Source organism: Streptomyces sp. NBC_01460 (assembly GCF_036227405.1).
Lineage (GTDB): Bacteria > Actinomycetota > Actinomycetes > Streptomycetales > Streptomycetaceae > Streptomyces.
In genome coordinates, this window is record NZ_CP109473.1 from 4932214 (window position 1) to 4947940 (window position 15727).

At 71.0% G+C, this 15727-nt stretch carries 15 protein-coding genes; 9 read left to right on the forward strand and 6 right to left on the reverse strand.

The annotated features are described in order from the left end of the window. Nucleotides 1-43: 43 nt before the first annotated feature. Nucleotides 44-901, reverse strand: coding sequence for an SDR family oxidoreductase (locus OG488_RS22230; RefSeq protein ID WP_329231755.1), 858 nt, complete (start codon nt 899-901; stop codon nt 44-46). Nucleotides 902-1008: 107 nt separating this feature from the next. On the opposite strand from OG488_RS22230, the gene OG488_RS22235 reads away from it, so the two are divergent. Further along, nucleotides 1009-1386: a winged helix-turn-helix transcriptional regulator gene (locus tag OG488_RS22235; protein ID WP_329231758.1), complete on the forward strand. Its 378-nt coding sequence runs from the start codon at nt 1009-1011 to the stop codon at nt 1384-1386. 36 nt (nt 1387-1422) lie between these two features. Here OG488_RS22235 and OG488_RS22240 read toward each other — a convergent pair whose 3' ends face one another. The 5 genes from OG488_RS22240 to OG488_RS22260 all read right to left on the reverse strand — a co-directional run bounded on the left by OG488_RS22240 (nt 1423) and on the right by OG488_RS22260 (nt 8393). After that, on the reverse strand, nt 1423-2481 hold the full coding sequence (locus OG488_RS22240) for a 2-oxoacid:ferredoxin oxidoreductase subunit beta (protein ID WP_329231760.1): 1059 nt from the start codon (nt 2479-2481) through the stop codon (nt 1423-1425). Next, entirely contained in the window at nt 2474-4429 is a 1956-nt protein-coding gene (locus OG488_RS22245; RefSeq protein ID WP_329231761.1) for a 2-oxoacid:acceptor oxidoreductase subunit alpha, read from the reverse strand. The genes OG488_RS22240 and OG488_RS22245 overlap by 8 nt, the downstream gene beginning before the upstream one ends. Nucleotides 4430-4700: 271 nt before the next feature. Beyond that, nucleotides 4701-5360 carry a response regulator transcription factor gene (locus OG488_RS22250; RefSeq protein ID WP_329238917.1) on the reverse strand — a complete coding sequence of 220 codons (660 nt, stop codon included), beginning with the start codon at nt 5358-5360 and terminating at the stop codon, nt 4701-4703. Nucleotides 5361-5557: 197 nt separating this feature from the next. Beyond that, on the reverse strand, nt 5558-6910 hold the full coding sequence (locus tag OG488_RS22255; protein WP_329231762.1) for a sensor histidine kinase: 1353 nt from the start codon (nt 6908-6910) through the stop codon (nt 5558-5560). A 283-nt stretch (nt 6911-7193) separates the two neighbouring features. Next, nucleotides 7194-8393 carry a sensor histidine kinase gene (locus OG488_RS22260; RefSeq protein ID WP_329231763.1) on the reverse strand — a complete coding sequence of 400 codons (1200 nt, stop codon included), beginning with the start codon at nt 8391-8393 and terminating at the stop codon, nt 7194-7196. A 203-nt stretch (nt 8394-8596) separates the two neighbouring features. On the opposite strand from OG488_RS22260, the gene OG488_RS22265 reads away from it, so the two are divergent. The 8 genes from OG488_RS22265 to OG488_RS22300 all read left to right on the forward strand — a co-directional run bounded on the left by OG488_RS22265 (nt 8597) and on the right by OG488_RS22300 (nt 15714). Beyond that, nucleotides 8597-8998 (forward strand): NADH-quinone oxidoreductase subunit A, encoded by a 402-nt coding sequence (locus OG488_RS22265; protein WP_329231764.1) that lies wholly within the window; start codon nt 8597-8599, stop codon nt 8996-8998. Beyond that, nucleotides 8989-9624, forward strand: coding sequence for an NADH-quinone oxidoreductase subunit B (locus OG488_RS22270; protein ID WP_329231766.1), 636 nt, complete (start codon nt 8989-8991; stop codon nt 9622-9624). Before OG488_RS22265 ends, OG488_RS22270 begins: the two co-directional genes overlap by 10 nt. Before the next feature lie 83 nt (nt 9625-9707). After that, a complete protein-coding gene (locus tag OG488_RS22275) occupies nt 9708-11069 on the forward strand; it encodes an NADH-quinone oxidoreductase subunit C (RefSeq protein WP_329238919.1) in 1362 nt (453 codons plus the stop codon). Continuing rightward, nucleotides 11066-12034: a complex I subunit 1/NuoH family protein gene (locus tag OG488_RS22280; RefSeq protein ID WP_329231767.1), complete on the forward strand. Its 969-nt coding sequence runs from the start codon at nt 11066-11068 to the stop codon at nt 12032-12034. The genes OG488_RS22275 and OG488_RS22280 overlap by 4 nt, the downstream gene beginning before the upstream one ends. Then, nucleotides 12034-12639 carry a NuoI/complex I 23 kDa subunit family protein gene (locus tag OG488_RS22285; protein ID WP_329231769.1) on the forward strand — a complete coding sequence of 202 codons (606 nt, stop codon included), beginning with the start codon at nt 12034-12036 and terminating at the stop codon, nt 12637-12639. Before OG488_RS22280 ends, OG488_RS22285 begins: the two co-directional genes overlap by 1 nt. After that, nucleotides 12636-13301 (forward strand): NADH-quinone oxidoreductase subunit J family protein, encoded by a 666-nt coding sequence (locus tag OG488_RS22290; protein ID WP_329231772.1) that lies wholly within the window; start codon nt 12636-12638, stop codon nt 13299-13301. The genes OG488_RS22285 and OG488_RS22290 overlap by 4 nt, the downstream gene beginning before the upstream one ends. Continuing rightward, nucleotides 13301-13717 (forward strand): NADH-quinone oxidoreductase subunit NuoK, encoded by a 417-nt coding sequence (nuoK, locus tag OG488_RS22295; RefSeq protein WP_329231774.1) that lies wholly within the window; start codon nt 13301-13303, stop codon nt 13715-13717. Before OG488_RS22290 ends, nuoK begins: the two co-directional genes overlap by 1 nt. Then, nucleotides 13714-15714: an NADH-quinone oxidoreductase subunit 5 family protein gene (locus OG488_RS22300; protein ID WP_329231776.1), complete on the forward strand. Its 2001-nt coding sequence runs from the start codon at nt 13714-13716 to the stop codon at nt 15712-15714. Before nuoK ends, OG488_RS22300 begins: the two co-directional genes overlap by 4 nt. Nucleotides 15715-15727: the final 13 nt, after the last annotated feature.

A 15727-nucleotide genomic window follows, 5' to 3' on the forward strand; every position in this document is an offset into this window, starting at 1 on the left:
CATTGCCGTCTCACGGAAACGGTCGTGACCGGTGCGAGGGTGCTCAGGCGGCCAGTGCCGCGGCGACCGTCTCGGCCAGCGGGGTGGTCGGCCGGCCGATCAGGCGGGCCAGGTCACCGCTCGTCCCGGCGAGCAGGCCGCGCGCGATGGCCTCGTCCACATCGACGAGGATCGCGGCGAAGGGCTCGGGCAGTCCGGCCTTGACGAGGATCTCCTGGTGCACCTCCGCCGGCACCTCGGTGTACACGATCTCCTTGCCGGACGCGGCGGCCACCACGGCGGCGTACTCGGACAGCGACCAGGCGACGTCGCCGCTCAGCTCGTACGCCGCGCCGATGTGCCCCTCGCCGGTCAGTACGGCGGCGGCGGCGTCCGCGTAGTCGGCCCGGGTGGCGGAGGCGACACGGCCCTCGCCGGCGTTGGCGACGACGGCGCCGTGCTCCAGGACGGGTCCGAGGTTCGCCGTGTAGTTCTCGGTGTACCAGCCGTTGCGCAGGAAGGTGTACGGGACTCCGGAGTCCAGGATCAGCTGCTCGGTCACCTTGTGCTCGGCCGCCAGCAGGAAGTCCGCGTCGGGGCCGCCCAGCACCCCGGTGTAGGCCAGCTGCGCGACGCCTGCCGCCTTCGCGGCGTCGATGACGGCCGTGTGCTGAGGTACGCGCCTGCCGGCCTCGCTGCCGGAGACGAACAGCACGCGGTCGCCCGCCCGGAACGCGTCGGCGAGGGTCTCGGGCCGGTCGTAGTCGGCGACGCGGATCTCGACACCTCGGGCGGCGAGCGATGCGGCCTTCTCCCGGTCGCGGACGACCGCGGCGACCGACTCCGCCGGGACGGTGGCGAGCAGCCGCTCGACGACGAGACGGCCGAGCTGTCCGGTTGCTCCGGTGACGACGATGCTCATGAGGTTCCTCCTGGATGCGCTGATCCTCGTATGTGTGCTTTCTCCTTACTCACCATAAGGCTGGCACTAACCAAGAGAAAGTACCCACTTTGAAGTAAGGTACTGATATGAACGTAAGCCCGGTGAGGTCCTCCGACGTCAACCAGCCGATGTGTCCCTCCCGGCTGGTGCTGGAGCACGTCACCAGCCGCTGGGGGGTGCTGGTGCTGGCCGAGCTGCTGGAGCGTTCGTACCGCTTCAGCGAGCTGCGCCGCGCCGTCGGGGGCGTGAGCGAGAAGATGCTGGCCCAGACCCTGCAGACACTGGAGCGCGACGGGTTCGTGCACCGGGACGCCAAGCCCGTGATCCCGCCGAGGGTGGACTACTCGCTCACCCCGCTCGGCAGGGAGGCCGCGGAGCAGGTCTGGGGACTGGCCCGGTGGGCGGAGCGCCGGCTGGGCGCGGTGGAGACGGCCCGCGAGGCGTACGACGAAGCCCGGCCCTGATCGTCCGGGGCCGGGCTTCGGGCGTGCGGGGACGGGTCAGCCGACGACGGTCCAGGTGTCGCTGCCGGCCAGCAGGGCGTTCAGGTCGCCCTTGCCGTGCAGGTCGATCGAGGCGTCGAGCTGGTCGGACATGAGCACGTCGTAGACCGGGCGCTCCACACTGCGCAGGACGCCGATCGGCGTGTGGTGCAGGGTGTCGGCGTCGGCCAGCCGGGACAGCGCGAACGCGGTCGTGGGGCTGGGGTTGTGGGCGTCGTGCACCAGGATCTGCGACTGGTTGTCCTCGGTGACCGCGACCACGCTCAGGTCACCCGTCAGGGGGTCGCGTACGACACCCTTGGAGCCTTCCGAGCCGAAGAGGATCGGCTTGCCGTGTTCGAGGCGGATGACCGCCTCCTCGGCCCTCTCCCTGTCCTTGAGGACCTCGAAGGCGCCGTCGTTGTAGATGTTGCAGTTCTGGTAGATCTCCACGAGCGCGGTGCCCGGGTGGTCGGCGGCGGCGCGGAGCACGCTCGTGAGGTGCTTGCGGTCGGAGTCGACGGTGCGGGCGACGAAGGAGGCCTCGGCGCCCAGGGCGAGGGAGACCGGGTTGAAGGGCGCGTCGAGCGAGCCCATCGGCGTCGACTTGGTGATCTTGCCGACCTCGGAGGTCGGGCTGTACTGGCCCTTGGTCAGTCCGTAGATCCGGTTGTTGAACAGCAGGATCTTGAGGTTGACGTTGCGGCGCAGGGCGTGGATGAGGTGGTTCCCGCCGATGGACAGCGCGTCGCCGTCGCCGGTGACGACCCAGACGGACAGGTCACGGCGGGAGGTGGCCAGGCCCGTGGCGATGGAGGGGGCGCGGCCGTGGATGGAGTGCATCCCGTAGGTGTTCATGTAGTACGGGAAGCGGGAGGAGCAGCCGATGCCGGAGACGAACGTGATGTTCTCCTTGGCCAGCCCCAGCTCGGGCATGAAGCCCTGCACGGCCGCGAGGACCGCGTAGTCACCGCAGCCCGGGCACCAGCGCACCTCCTGGTCGGACTTGAAGTCCTTCATGGACTGCGCGCCCTCGGCCTTGGGGACCAGCTGGAGGAGCTCGTTGGTGTCAGGCATCAATGGCCTCCTTGAGTACGGTGGCGAGCTGCTCGGCCTTGAAGGGCATTCCGTTGACCTGGTTGAACGACTGCGCGTCGACCAGGTACTTCGCGCGGATGAGCAGGGCCAGCTGACCGAGGTTCATCTCCGGGACGACGACCTTGTCGTAGCGCCTCAGCACCTCGCCGAGGTTCCTGGGGAAGGGGTTGAGGTGGCGCAGATGGGCCTGTGCGATGGTCTCGCCGGCCGCGCGCAGCCGCCGGACGGCCGCGGTGATCGGCCCGTACGTCGAACCCCAGCCCAGGACGAGGGTCTTCGCGCCCGCCGGGTCGTCGACCTCCAGGTCGGGGACCTCGATGCCGTCGACCTTCGCCTGACGGGTGCGGACCATGAACTCGTGGTTGGCCGGGTCGTAGGAGATGTTCCCCGAACCGTCCTGCTTCTCGATCCCCCCGATCCGGTGCTCGAGACCCGGCGTGCCGGGCACCGCCCAGGGACGGGCGAGGGTCTCCGGATCCCGCTTGTACGGCCAGAACACCTCCGTACCGTCCGCGAGTTCGTGGTTCGGCCCGGTCGCGAACCGGGTCCGCAGGTCCGGGAGGCTGTCGGCCTCGGGGATCCGCCACGGCTCGGAGCCGTTCGCCAGGTAGCCGTCGGACAGCAGGAAGACCGGGGTCCGGTAGGTCAGCGCGATCCGGGCGGCGTCCAGGGCCGCGTCGAAGCAGTCCGCCGGGGTCCTCGGCGCCACGATCGGGACCGGCGCCTCACCGTTGCGCCCGTACATGGCCTGGAGCAGGTCGGCCTGCTCCGTCTTGGTCGGCAGGCCGGTCGAGGGGCCGCCGCGCTGGATGTCGATGATCAGCAGCGGCAGCTCCAGCGACACCGCCAGACCGATCGTCTCCGACTTGAGCGCCACACCCGGACCGGAGGTCGTGGTCACGCCGAGCGAACCGCCGAACGCGGCCCCGAGCGCCGCCCCGATCCCGGCGATCTCGTCCTCCGCCTGGAACGTCCGTACGCCGAAGTTCTTGTGCTTGCTGAGCTCGTGCAGGATGTCGGACGCCGGGGTGATCGGGTACGAGCCCAGATACACCGGCAGATCCGCCTGCCGGCCCGCCGCGATCAGCCCGTACGACAGGGCCAGGTTCCCCGAGATGTTGCGGTACGTGCCGGTCGGGAAAGCCTTCGACGCGGGGGCGACCTCGTAGGAGACCGCGAAATCCTCCGTCGTCTCACCGAAATTCCAGCCCGCGCGGAACGCCGCCACATTCGCCTCGGCGATGACCGGCTTCCTGGCGAACTTGGACCGGAGGAATGTCTCCGTCCCCTCGGTCGGACGGTTGTACATCCAGGACAACAGCCCGAGCGCGAACATGTTCTTCGACCGCTCGGCCTCCTTACGGGAAAGCCCGAACTCTTTCAGAGCCTCGATCGTCAAGGTCGTCAAGGGAACCGGATGGACGTTGTACGCCTCGAGTGACCCGTCCTCGAGCGGGGACTCGGCATATCCGACTTTCGCCATCGGACGTTTGGTGAACTCATCCGTGTTCACAATGATGTCGGCACCGCGCGGCACGTCGGCGATATTCGCCTTCAGTGCGGCCGGATTCATGGCGACCAGTACATTCGGCGCGTCACCCGGTGTGAGGATGTCGTGGTCCGCGAAATGCAGCTGGAACGACGACACACCCGGCAGGGTGCCGGCAGGCGCCCGGATCTCGGCCGGGAAGTTGGGCAGCGTCGACAGGTCGTTCCCGAAGGACGCCGTCTCCGACGTGAACCGGTCACCCGTCAGCTGCATGCCGTCGCCGGAGTCACCCGCGAAACGGATGATCACCCGGTCCAGGCGGCGGATTTCCTTCTCGGTGGTGCTCGGACGATCACCGTGCGGGGCGCGCTGCTCCCCGACGACGGCCTCGCCGGCCTCGTCGGACATTCCGGCTGGGCTACTGACCTGACTGGTCACTGAACTGGACCTCCCTCTGGGCGGCGGCTCGGGACCGGCCGGCCCCCCGGCGGTCCAGGCACCACCCTACTTCTGTAAGGGTCACCTTCCTCGGACCGGTCATATGGTGGACGCGTTTCCGGCGCTTGAATGCGTCACGCTCCGCCATATTTCCCGGAATCCCCAGGTGAGGGGACGAGCTTCCCCCGGTGCCCATCCTTTCGTCGGGGGTGAGGTATCGGTTCACCGCGGGTGGATCACCCGCGGTGATCGCGGATGGATCATCGTTCTGTCACGAGTTCAGATACGTAAGAACGGCGAGAACTCGCCGGTGATCGCCGTCGCTGGGTGACAGGCCAAGTTTCAGGAAGATGTTGCTGACGTGCTTCTCCACGGCTCCGTCGCTGACCACCAACTGGCGGGCGACGGCTGAATTCGTACGCCCCTCCGCCATCAGGCCCAGGACCTCCCGCTCACGGGGAGTGAGACCCGCCAGGACGTCCTGCTTGCGGCTCCGGCCCAGCAGCTGGGCCACCACCTCCGGGTCCAGCGCGGTCCCGCCCTTCGCCACCCGCACGACGGCGTCCACGAACTCCCTGACCTCGGCCACCCGGTCCTTCAGCAGGTAGCCCACCCCGCGGCTGCTGCCGGCCAGCAGCTCGGTGGCGTACTGCTCCTCGACGTACTGCGAGAGCACCAGCACCCCGATGTCCGGGTACTCCTTGCGCAGCTTCACCGCCGCCCGCACCCCTTCGTCGGTGTGGGTCGGCGGCATGCGCACATCGGCGACCACCACGTCCGGCAGCGCGTCCTGTCCCGCGAGGTCGGCCACCGTCTTGAGCAGTGCCTCGGCGTCCCCCACCCCCGCGACGACGTCGTGCCCGAGATCGGTCAGCAGCCGGGTGAGCCCTTCCCGGAGCAGCACCGAATCCTCGGCGATGACGACCCGCACTCTTTCCTCCACGACGATGTGTCCCCCACTGTCTGTCTTCCGTGTGTACGCCGCTGCACGCGCCGCCCTGGACGCCCAGCATTCCAGCATCGGCGCCCCGAAGGGGGCGGACCAGCGGTTCCGGTCCGTGCCGGGCACGCCGTGGTGCCCCGGACGCCGTCACGGCGTCCGGGGCACCACGGGCAGCGGCTCAGGGCTCAGCCCCTCCAGGGCAGCTCCGCCGTGACCGTCGTCGGGCCCCCGGCCGGGGAGTCGACGACGAGGATGCCGTCCACCGCGTCCAACCGCTCCGTCAGCCCGGCCAGACCGCTGCCCGTCGCCACATCGGCGCCGCCCCGTCCGTTGTCGGTGACCTGGAGCATCAGCCGGTCGGCGGTGCGCCAGACGTCGACGGTGGCGCGGGTGGCGCGGGCGTGTTTGCTGACGTTCTGGAGGAGTTCGGAGACGGTGAAGTAGGCGATGCCCTCGATGGCCTGGGCGGGTCGTGAGTCCAGGTCGACGGTGACGGTGACGGGGACGGTGCAGCGGGAGGCGATGGCGGAGAGTGCGGCGTCGAGGCCGCGGTCGGTGAGGACGGCGGGGTGGATGCCGCGAGCGAGATCGCGGAGTTCCTGGAGGGCGACCTTGACCTCTCCGTGCGCTTCGTCGACCATGCGGGCGGCGGCTTCGGGATCGTCGGTGAGTTTCTCCTTCGCCAGCCCGAGATCCATGGCGAGGGCGACGAGGCGGGCCTGTGCGCCGTCGTGGAGGTCGCGTTCGATGCGGCGCAGGTCCGCGGCGGCCGTGTCCACGACCACACCCCGGTCCGACTCCAGCTCCGAGACCCGGGTGGCCAGCCGGGAGGGACCGAGCAGACCCGCCACCATCAGCCGGTCCACGGACACCAGACCACGGATGATCCACGGTGTGACCAGGACGAGCGCCAGACCGAGCGCGCTGGTCACCGCCATCTCGAAGGGCGAGTCGAGGTAGACCTGGTGCGTCGCGTCGCCGTACAGCTGGATGCCGTCGACACCCGCGTACGCCGGGAAGACCCAGCGCCACAGCGGATACGTGAACGCGGCCCAGCCGTACGCCCAGAACGTCACCGCGACGGTGAACGCGAACGTCGCCCACGGCATGTGCAGCACCGCGTAGAGCAGGTGCCGCCAGGACACCCCGCTCTTCAGCACCGCGCCGACCCAGGACATCAGGCCGCCCCTGCCGCGCACCGGCGCGGGATCGGCGACGTCCAGCCTCAGCAGCCCGCGCGCCCTGCCCCGCTCCACTGCGCCGAAGCCGCGGCACATGACCAGGCCGGCGGCGAGTATCGGGATGCCGAGGAAGGTGATCAGCATGCCCAGGCCCAGCGACACCATGGTGACCGCCAAGCTGAACGTCACGACACCGATCGGCAGGCTCAGGATCACGTAGGCCAGCTCGCGCCAGGTACGCGCCTCGACTGGCGCGCGCAGTGCCGCGGGGAGGAAGTGCTTCGCCGGGGGGCGGCCCCCCGACCCGGTGGCGGGCCTGTAGCGGTCCCGCGTGTCCGGTCCGTATGCCGTGGCCATCAGTGGCGTCCGTCCGTTTCTTCTGGGCGGGAGTTCCCCGCGGGTTCTTCCGGGCGGGATTTCCCCGCGAGCCGATACGTCGGCTGATACCTCAAGACTGCTGTGCCCGGGGACTCCGCACCATGAGGGCGGTCTCCGTATCGGGCAGGGGGTTTTCCCCACCATGGGGACGGGCGGCGGCCGCGGCGGGCTGCCGTGCTCGTGCCGTCGCGGTGCGGGGGCGTGCGGTCCCGTCCCGCGGTCGAGCCGTCGCGTCGCGGGGGTGTGCGGTCCCGCCTCGCGGTCATGCCGCACCGACCCGTTCGGCTCCGGAGTCCGCACGGTCGCGCCAGGGCAGCTCCGCGGTGACCGTGGTGGGGCCGCCCTCGGGGGAGTCCACGACGAACAGCCCGTCGACCGCGCCCAGCCGCTCCGCCAGACCCGACATGCCCGTACCGCCGTCGAGCCGGGCACCGCCCCTCCCGTCGTCCCGCACCTGGAGCATCAGCCGGTCGGCGGCGCGCCAGACGTCGACGGTGGCGCGGGTGGCGCGGGCGTGCTTGCTGACGTTCTGGAGGAGTTCGGAGACGGTGAAGTAGGCGATGCCCTCGATGGCCTCCGCCGGCCGGGACTCCAGGTCCACCGACACCGTGACGGGGACGGTGCAGCGGGAGGCGATGGCGGAGAGTGCGGCGTCGAGGCCGCGGTCGGTGAGGACGGCGGGGTGGATGCCGCGGGCGAGGTCACGGAGTTCCTGGAGGGCGACCTTGACCTCTCCGTGGGCTTCGTCGACCATGCGGGCGGCTGCTTCGGGGTCGTCGGTGAGTTTCTCCTTCGCCAGCCCCAGGCCCATGGCGAGGGCGACGAGGCGGGCCTGTGCGCCGTCGTGGAGGTCGCGTTCGATGCGGCGCAGGTCCGCGGCGGCCGTGTCCACGACCACACCCCGGTCCGACTCCAGCTCGGCGATCCTGCGTTCCAGCTCGTCGGAGGGCGAGAGCAGCGCCCGCGCCATCGCCCGGTCCGCGTTCGTCAGTCCCCGCGCGATGAACGGGAGCACCGGCCAGAGCACGAACAGGCCCACCAGCGTCACGACGAACGTCGCCACCCCCCACGGCAGCCGCATGAACGCGTACAGCAACGCCCGCCATCCCACCGGGTCCTTCAGCCCCGACCACAGCCAGGAGAAGAAGCCCTGCTCCCGTCGGCCGCGCGCCATCGGGCTCGGCTCGTCGATCCGCACGCCGAGCATCCCCCGCGCCCGGGCGCGCTCGGCCCGGCCCAGCCCGCGCGCACCCTGCAGCCCCAGCGCGAGGAGCGGCAGTCCGATCACGGTGACCGAGAGCCCGGCGCCCACCCCGACCAGGAACACGGCGTACACGAACCCGGCGATCGCCATCGGCAGATTGGCCAGGAGATGGGCGATCTCCTTCCACGTCCGCCGGTCGAAGGCGAAGCGCGCGGGCGGCGGCCGGTCGTTGTCCGGCAGTGAGGGGCTCATGGTCATAGGACCAGCGTGCCGGGCCGGGCCCGGCCACGCCATGGGGTTCGTGGGTGGGAGCCGGGTAGGGGTAACCCCACCTCGCACCGGGCCCCCTGTCACCTCCCGTCCCACCCGTTGTGCGACGGGGCTGCTTACCGTCTCTTTAACAGGGCCTAGACTCCCGTGCGTACAGACCGTCGAACAGGTTGAGGGAGCGAGGGGCGGACGTGGCGGACGTGCCGGGACCGACCGTTCTCGCGTCGGACTACTTCCAGAGCTACTCAGTGGTCGGACTGCTCGCCCTGGTGGGCGTGCTGTTCGTCGCCGTCGCCTTCGGGGCCGGCCGGCTGCTGAGGCCCGTGGTCCCGACGCCGGAGAAACTCCTCACGTACGAGTGCGGCGTGGACCCCGTGGGGGAGGGCTGGGCCCACACCCAGGTTCGCTATTACGTGTACGCCTTCCTGTACGTGATCTTCGCCGTCGACTCGATCTTCCTCTTCCCCTGGGCGACGGTGTTCGCGGCTCCCGGATACGGGGCGACGACGCTGGTGGAGATGTTCATCTTCCTCGGTTTCCTGGCCGTGGGACTGCTCTACGCATGGAAGAAGGGCGTCCTCGCATGGGCGTGACGAGCCGGCCGAACCCCGAACCCCCCGTGTCGCTGCCCGATCCGACGACGCTCCCCGGGCCGAAGAAGCTCGGGGTGCTGTCCCGGCTCGCGCCCGAACCGATGAAGGTGGTCCTCAACTGGGGCCGCCGCTACAGCCTCTGGGTCTTCAACTTCGGACTCGCCTGCTGTGCGATCGAGTTCATCGCCGCCTCCATGGCACGGCACGACTTCATCCGGCTCGGCGTCATCCCGTTCGCTCCCGGCCCCCGGCAGGCCGACCTGATGATCGTGTCCGGCACGGTGACGGACAAGATGGCGCCGGCCGTGAAACGCCTGTACGAGCAGATGCCCGAGCCGAAGTACGTCATCTCCTTCGGTGCCTGCTCCAACTGCGGCGGACCGTACTGGGATTCGTACTCCGTGACGAAGGGCGTCGACCAGATCATCCCCGTCGACGTCTATGTACCCGGGTGCCCGCCCCGGCCCGAGGCGCTCCTGCAGGGCATCCTCAAGCTCCAGGAGAAGATCGCCCGCGAATCGCTCGCCGAGCGGTACGCGACCGAGGACACGGCGCGGCCCTCGTCCGCCGCCCTGCGCAGCGGTCTCGTCGCCGCCCCGAGGACGCCGGGGGAGGAGGACAGGTGAACCCCTCGGACGCCACCCCGGGTGCCGCATCGGACACCGCCTCGGACGCCACCCCGGGTGCCGCATCGGACGCCTACGACCGGCTGCCCGACGCCGTCACCGACGTCTTCGGCGAGGGCGCCACCGCCGCGCACGCGTACGACCTGCTCACCGTGGACGTCCCTGCCGCGTCCTGGACCGGGGCCCTGGAAACGGCCCGCGACGCGCTGGGCTGCACCTACTTCGACTGGCTGAGCGCCGTCGACGAACCGGGCACCGGCTTCCGCGTCTGCGCCCACGTCGCCGCGCTCGGCGACGGCACGGTCCGGCGCCTGCTGATCCGTACGACCGTCCCGCACGACGCGGCCACCCTGCCCACCGCCGTCGGCGTGTACGCGGGCGCGGCATGGCACGAGCGCGAGACGCACGAGATGTTCGGCATCGCCTTCGAGGACCACCCGCACCTGGTCCCCCTGCTGCTGCCCGAGAGCTTCGAGGGCCACCCGCTGCGCAAGGACTTCGTCCTGGCGGCCCGGGTCGCCAAGGCATGGCCGGGGGCGAAGGAGCCGGGCGAATCCGAGCACGGCGGGCCCAAGCGGCGCACGATGCTGCCGCCCGGGGTGCCCGATCCCAACGAATGGGGCCCGCTCAAGGGACAGCTCCCGCCCGCTCCCGCCCGCCCGGCCCGAGGGGCGCGCGCGGCGGGCGACCGCCCGGTGCGCCGGGCCCGGAGCGTGACCGAGGGGTCGGCGGCGCAGCGGCCCGACGCGGCGGAGACACCGCAGGCGTCGCCTCCGCGCCGCAGCCGCAGCGTCTCCCAGGGCTCGGCGAGCCAGGCCGCGGGGCCGGCGGCGACGCCTCCGGCAGGGACGCCTGCGCCAGAGACGCCTCCGGCAGCTACACCTCCGCCCTCCGTACCTCCGCCCGCCACGACGGAGACCGGCACCACCCAGAGCGGCGGCGACACGGCACGGGCGAGGGGCGCGGCGAGCAGTGCCGACGCACCCTGGCACGACGCGCGCCCCGCGTTCGACGAGGCCGCCCCGGAGCAGCCGACGGGGGAGCGACGGTCCGCGCCTGCGCCCGAACAGTCCTCCGAGCCCGAGTCGTCCTCCGAGCCCGAGTCCTCCGGGCCTGCTCGGACGGAGCCCGAACCGTCGGACTCTGCGTCGGCGGAGTCCGCGTCGGCCGAACCCGCGCCCGAGCAGTCTGCCGAGTCCGCACCGTCGGAACCGGCAGCCGAGCCCACACCCGAGTCCGAGCAGCCGACGGAGCCCGAACCCTCGGACACCGCCGCGCAGGACGATGACGTCCGCGAACCGGACCGTGGCCCGGACAGCGGTCCGGACGGCCAGGGGTCCGGCACCGACCCGGACCGTTCCACCCCTGACCCGGACCCCGACTCCTCGTCCCGACCCGACCGTTCCGCCGGTCCCGACCGACCTGCCGGAGGCGATACCGCGTGAACGACGTACTCGACGTCGCCCTCCGCCTCGTCATCGTCTTTGCCGTGTTCATGGTGGTCCCGCTCGTCGTGGGACAGGCCGAGCACAAGGTGATGGCCCACATGCAGGGCCGCCTCGGCCCCATGTACGCGGGCGGCTTCCACGGCTGGGCCCAGCTCGTCGCGGACGGGGTGAAGTTCGCGCAGAAGGAAGACGTCGTACCGGCCGCCGCGGACCGCCGCGTCTTCCAGATGGCCCCCGCCGTCGCCCTGCTCCCGTACCTCCTCGTGATCGTCGCCATCCCGATCGGCCCCGGTGAGGGAGCGGTCGGTCAGGTCGTCGACGCGGGCATCTTCTTCGTGCTGGCCGTCATGGGCGTGGGCGTGCTCGGCTCGCTGATGGCGGGCTGGGCCTCGGCCAACAAGTTCTCCCTCCTCGGCGGTCTCCGCACGGCCGCACAGCTCCTCGCCTACGAACTGCCGATGCTGCTCGCCGCGGCGTCCGTGGCCATGGCGGCCGGCACCGTCTCCCTCCCCGGCATCCTCAACGCCTTCGAGTGGTGGTGGCTGCCCTGGCAGATCGTCGGCGCCCTGGTCTTCTTCGTGGCGGGCCTCGCCGAACTCCAGCGCCCGCCCTTCGACATGCCGGTCGCGGACTCGGAGATCATCTTCGGTGCCTACACCGAGTACACGGGACTTCGCTTCGCCCTCTTCCTGCTCGCCGAGTACGCCGGGATCGTCGTCCTGTGCGGCCTGACGACCGTCCTCTTCCTCGGCGGGTGGCACGGACCGCTCGGCGCCGACGGGCTCGGCTGGGTCTGGACCCTGCTCAAGACCGCGGTCCTCGCGTTCGTCGTCATCTGGCTCCGGGTCACCTACCCCCGCCTGCGTGAGGACCAGCTGCAGAAGCTCGCCTGGACCACGCTCATCCCCCTCGCCCTCGCGCAGATCGCGCTCACCGGCATCGTGAAGGTGGCGATCAACTAGTGCCCCCGATCCCCGGCTCAGGCCTGGCCAAGGGTCTCGCCGTCACCCTGCGGACCATGACGAAGCGCACGGTCACCGCGCAGTACCCGGACGTCCAGCCCGAACTGCCGCCCCGCACCCGGGGAGTCATCGGACTGTTCGAGGAGAACTGCACGGTCTGCATGCTCTGCGCCCGCGAGTGCCCCGACTGGTGCATCTACATCGACTCCCACAAGGAGACGATGCCCGCCGCCGCACCCGGCGGCCGGGAGCGCAGCCGCAACGTCCTGGACCGCTTCGCGATCGACTTCGCCCTGTGCATGTACTGCGGTATCTGCATCGAGGTGTGCCCCTTCGACGCGCTGTTCTGGTCGCCCGAGTTCGAGTACGCGGAGACGGACATCCACGAGCTCACCCACGAGCGCGACAAGCTCCGTGAGTGGATGTGGACCGTTCCCGAGCCGCCCGCGCTCGACCCGGGGGCCGAGGAGCCCAAGGAGATCGCCGCCGCCCGCAAGACGGCCGACAAGCTCCAGGCCCAGGAGGCCCAGGAGGCCCAAGAGGCCCTCCAGGCACAGGAAGCCCAGCGGTCGGGCCAGGAAGCGGAACAGGAGGGGCAGGAGTGACCCTCGCGGCCGCCGCCGGCCATCCCGGCTTCCTCTCCCCGACCGGTGTCGAGATCGCCTTCGTCCTCGTCGGCCTCGCCACCCTCGGCGCAGCCCTGATCACCGTCACGACCAAGCAGCTCGTGCACGCGGCCCTCTGGCTCGTCGTGGCACTCGGCGGCATCGCGGTGGAGTACCTGCTGCTCACCGCTGAGTTCATCGCCTGGGTGCAGGTCCTGATCTACGTCGGCTCCGTCGTCGTCCTCCTCCTCTTCGGGCTGATGCTCACCAGAGCCCCCATCGGCCGCTCCCCGGACGCCGACTCGGGCAACCGGTGGATCGCGCTCGGCGCCTCGGCCGCCGCCGCGGGCACCCTGGTCTGGGTCGTCGTGGACGCCTTCCGTACGACCTGGATCGATCTGGACGGTCCCGCCCAGGGCTCGACCAAGGCCTCCGGGGAATTCCTCTTCAGGCACTGGGTGCTGCCCTTCGAAGCACTCTCCGTCCTGCTGCTCGCCGCCCTCGTGGGCGCGATCGTCGTGTCCCGCAAGGACGGCACGGACGGCACGGACCGCCAGGACGGCAAGGACCGCCAGGACGGCAACGGCGGCAAGGGCGGCAAGGGCAGCGACGACCGCCGGACCGGCCGGAACCTTCGGGCCGAGAGGGAGGAACAGAGCTGATGCACCTCGCCTATCCCGCCGTCCTCGCCGTCCTCCTCTTCTGCACCGGGCTGTACGGAGTGCTGGCCCGCCGCAACGTGATCCTCGTCCTGATGTCCGTCGAGCTCATGCTCAACGCCGTCAACCTCAACCTGGTCGCCTTCGACGTCTGGCTCCGCGACGCGCTCCACGCCGGCCAGGCCCTCACCCTCTTCACGATCGCCATCGCCGCGGCCGAGATCGGTATCGGGCTCGCGATCGTCCTGGCCGTCTACCGCAACCGCGGCAGCTCGGACATCGACCGTCTCCGCGACACCGCGGAGACCGACGACGCCGAATCGCTCCCGGACGACGCCGACGACGGCTCCCAGGACACCACCGCAGACCAGGCCACTGCTCCGGCAGGGAAGGCAAAGAAGGCAGAGGCCACCGCGTGACCACCACGACCCTCGCCGTCCTCGTCCCCCTCCTTCCCTTCCTGGGTGCCGCCGCAGGGCTGCTCCTGGGCCGGAGCGCACCCGGCTTCGTCCGCCCCCTCGCCGTCCTGCCGACCCTGACCGCCGCCGTGCTCGCCGTCGTCGTCGCCGCGCGCCAGGGCGGCGGCCGCCCCATCGACGCCGCGACGCAGCTGACCCCCACCGGCTCCGTCCCGATCGACCTCGCCCTGCACCTCGACGGCTTCGCCGTCCTCGTCGCCGTCCTCGTCGGGCTCGTCGCCACCTGCGTGCAGATCTACTCGACGGCGTATCTCAAGGACGACGTCCGCTACCCCTCGTACGCGGCCCTCGTCTCCCTCTTCACCTCCGCGATGCTGCTCGTCGTCTACTCCGGCGACCTGATGGTGCTCCTGGTCGGCTGGGAGATCATGGGCATCTGCTCGTACTTCCTCGTCGGCCACTACTGGGAGACCCCCGAGGCGCGCGCCGCCTCCCTCAAGGCCTTCCTCGTCACCAAGCTCGGCGACGTGCCGTTCCTCATCGGCCTGTTCGCGCTCGCCGCGGACACCGGGACCTTCCGCATCACCGGCATCCTGGCCGCGGTCACCAACGGCGGACTCGACCACCCCACGATCGTCGCCCTGCTGCTCCTCGCCGGTGTCGCGGGCAAGTCCGCGCAGTTCCCCCTGCACACCTGGCTGCCCGACGCGATGGCCGGCCCCACCCCCGTCTCCGCGCTGATCCACGCCGCGACGATGGTCGCCGCCGGCATCTACTTCGTGGCCCGGCTCCTGCCCGTCTTCGCCGCCTCGGGCGCCGCCCTCGTCGTCCTCGCCGTGATGGCGGCCGTCACCATGGTCGGTTCTGGACTCGCCGCACTCGCCCAGGACGACATCAAGCGCGTCCTCGCCTACTCGACGATCGGCCAGCTCGGCTACATGTCCGGCGCCCTCGCCGTCGGCGACCGCGGGGCCGCCGTCTTCCACCTCCTGTCCCACGGCGCCTTCAAAGCAGTCCTCTTCCTTGCCGCGGGCGTCGTCATCCACGCGGCCGGCACCAACTCACTCGCCGCGATGTCCCGCATGGGAGGCCTGACCAAGCGGATCCCGGACGCCTACTGGACGATGACCGTCGCCCTTCTCGCGCTCGCCGCCATCCCCCCGTTCGCCGGCTTCTTCTCGAAGGAAGCCGTTCTCGTCGCCGCCGAGCACACCGCCTTCGGGGACCGCGACGTCGCACCGGCCGCGGCGGGCTGGACGATCCTCGTCGCCGGACTCGCGGCGGCGGTCCTCACCGCCGCCTATGCCACCCGGCTGTGGCTCCTGGCCTTCCGCGGACGCGGCCCCGAGGCCCCCGACCACGGCAGGCAGCCCGTCGCGATGACCTCCGTGCTCTGGGTCCTCGCCGTCCCGACGATCGCCTTCGGCCTCACCGTCGGCACCCTCACCGACTGGTTCGACGGACACAGCCTCACCCCCTCCCTCACGACCGCCGTCCTCTCCACCGGCGTCGGGCTCGTCGGCGGACTCGTCACCTACGGGGCCTGGCGCCACACCACGGCGCTCGCCGACCGCCCCCCGGTCGGCGCCGTCGCCGCCCACCCCGACGCCGAACCCGCCCTCGTGGAGGCCGAGGCGATGACCTCGCACACCGCCGCGTACGGCACCATCGCGGACGCCCAGGACCCCTCGGACCCCGGCCGTCTCCTGCTGGGCCCGCTCCACCGCCACGCGGTGACCGGCTTCCACCTGGACGCCCTCTACACGGCGGTGTTCGTCCGCCCCGTCGCCGCCGCCGCCCGGCTCGTCCGCTTCCTGGACCGCGAGGTCGTCGAGACCTACGTACGCGGCTCGGGCAGCATCGCCCGCGGACTCGGCACCGCGGTCCGCCGCGCCCAGACGGGCAACGTGCAGACCTACCTCGGCGCGCTGCTCGCCGGAACCCTTGTCCTGGCGATCGCCGCCGTCGTCTTTGCCAACGTCTACGCCGGGGCGTGAGCCGTGTTCGATA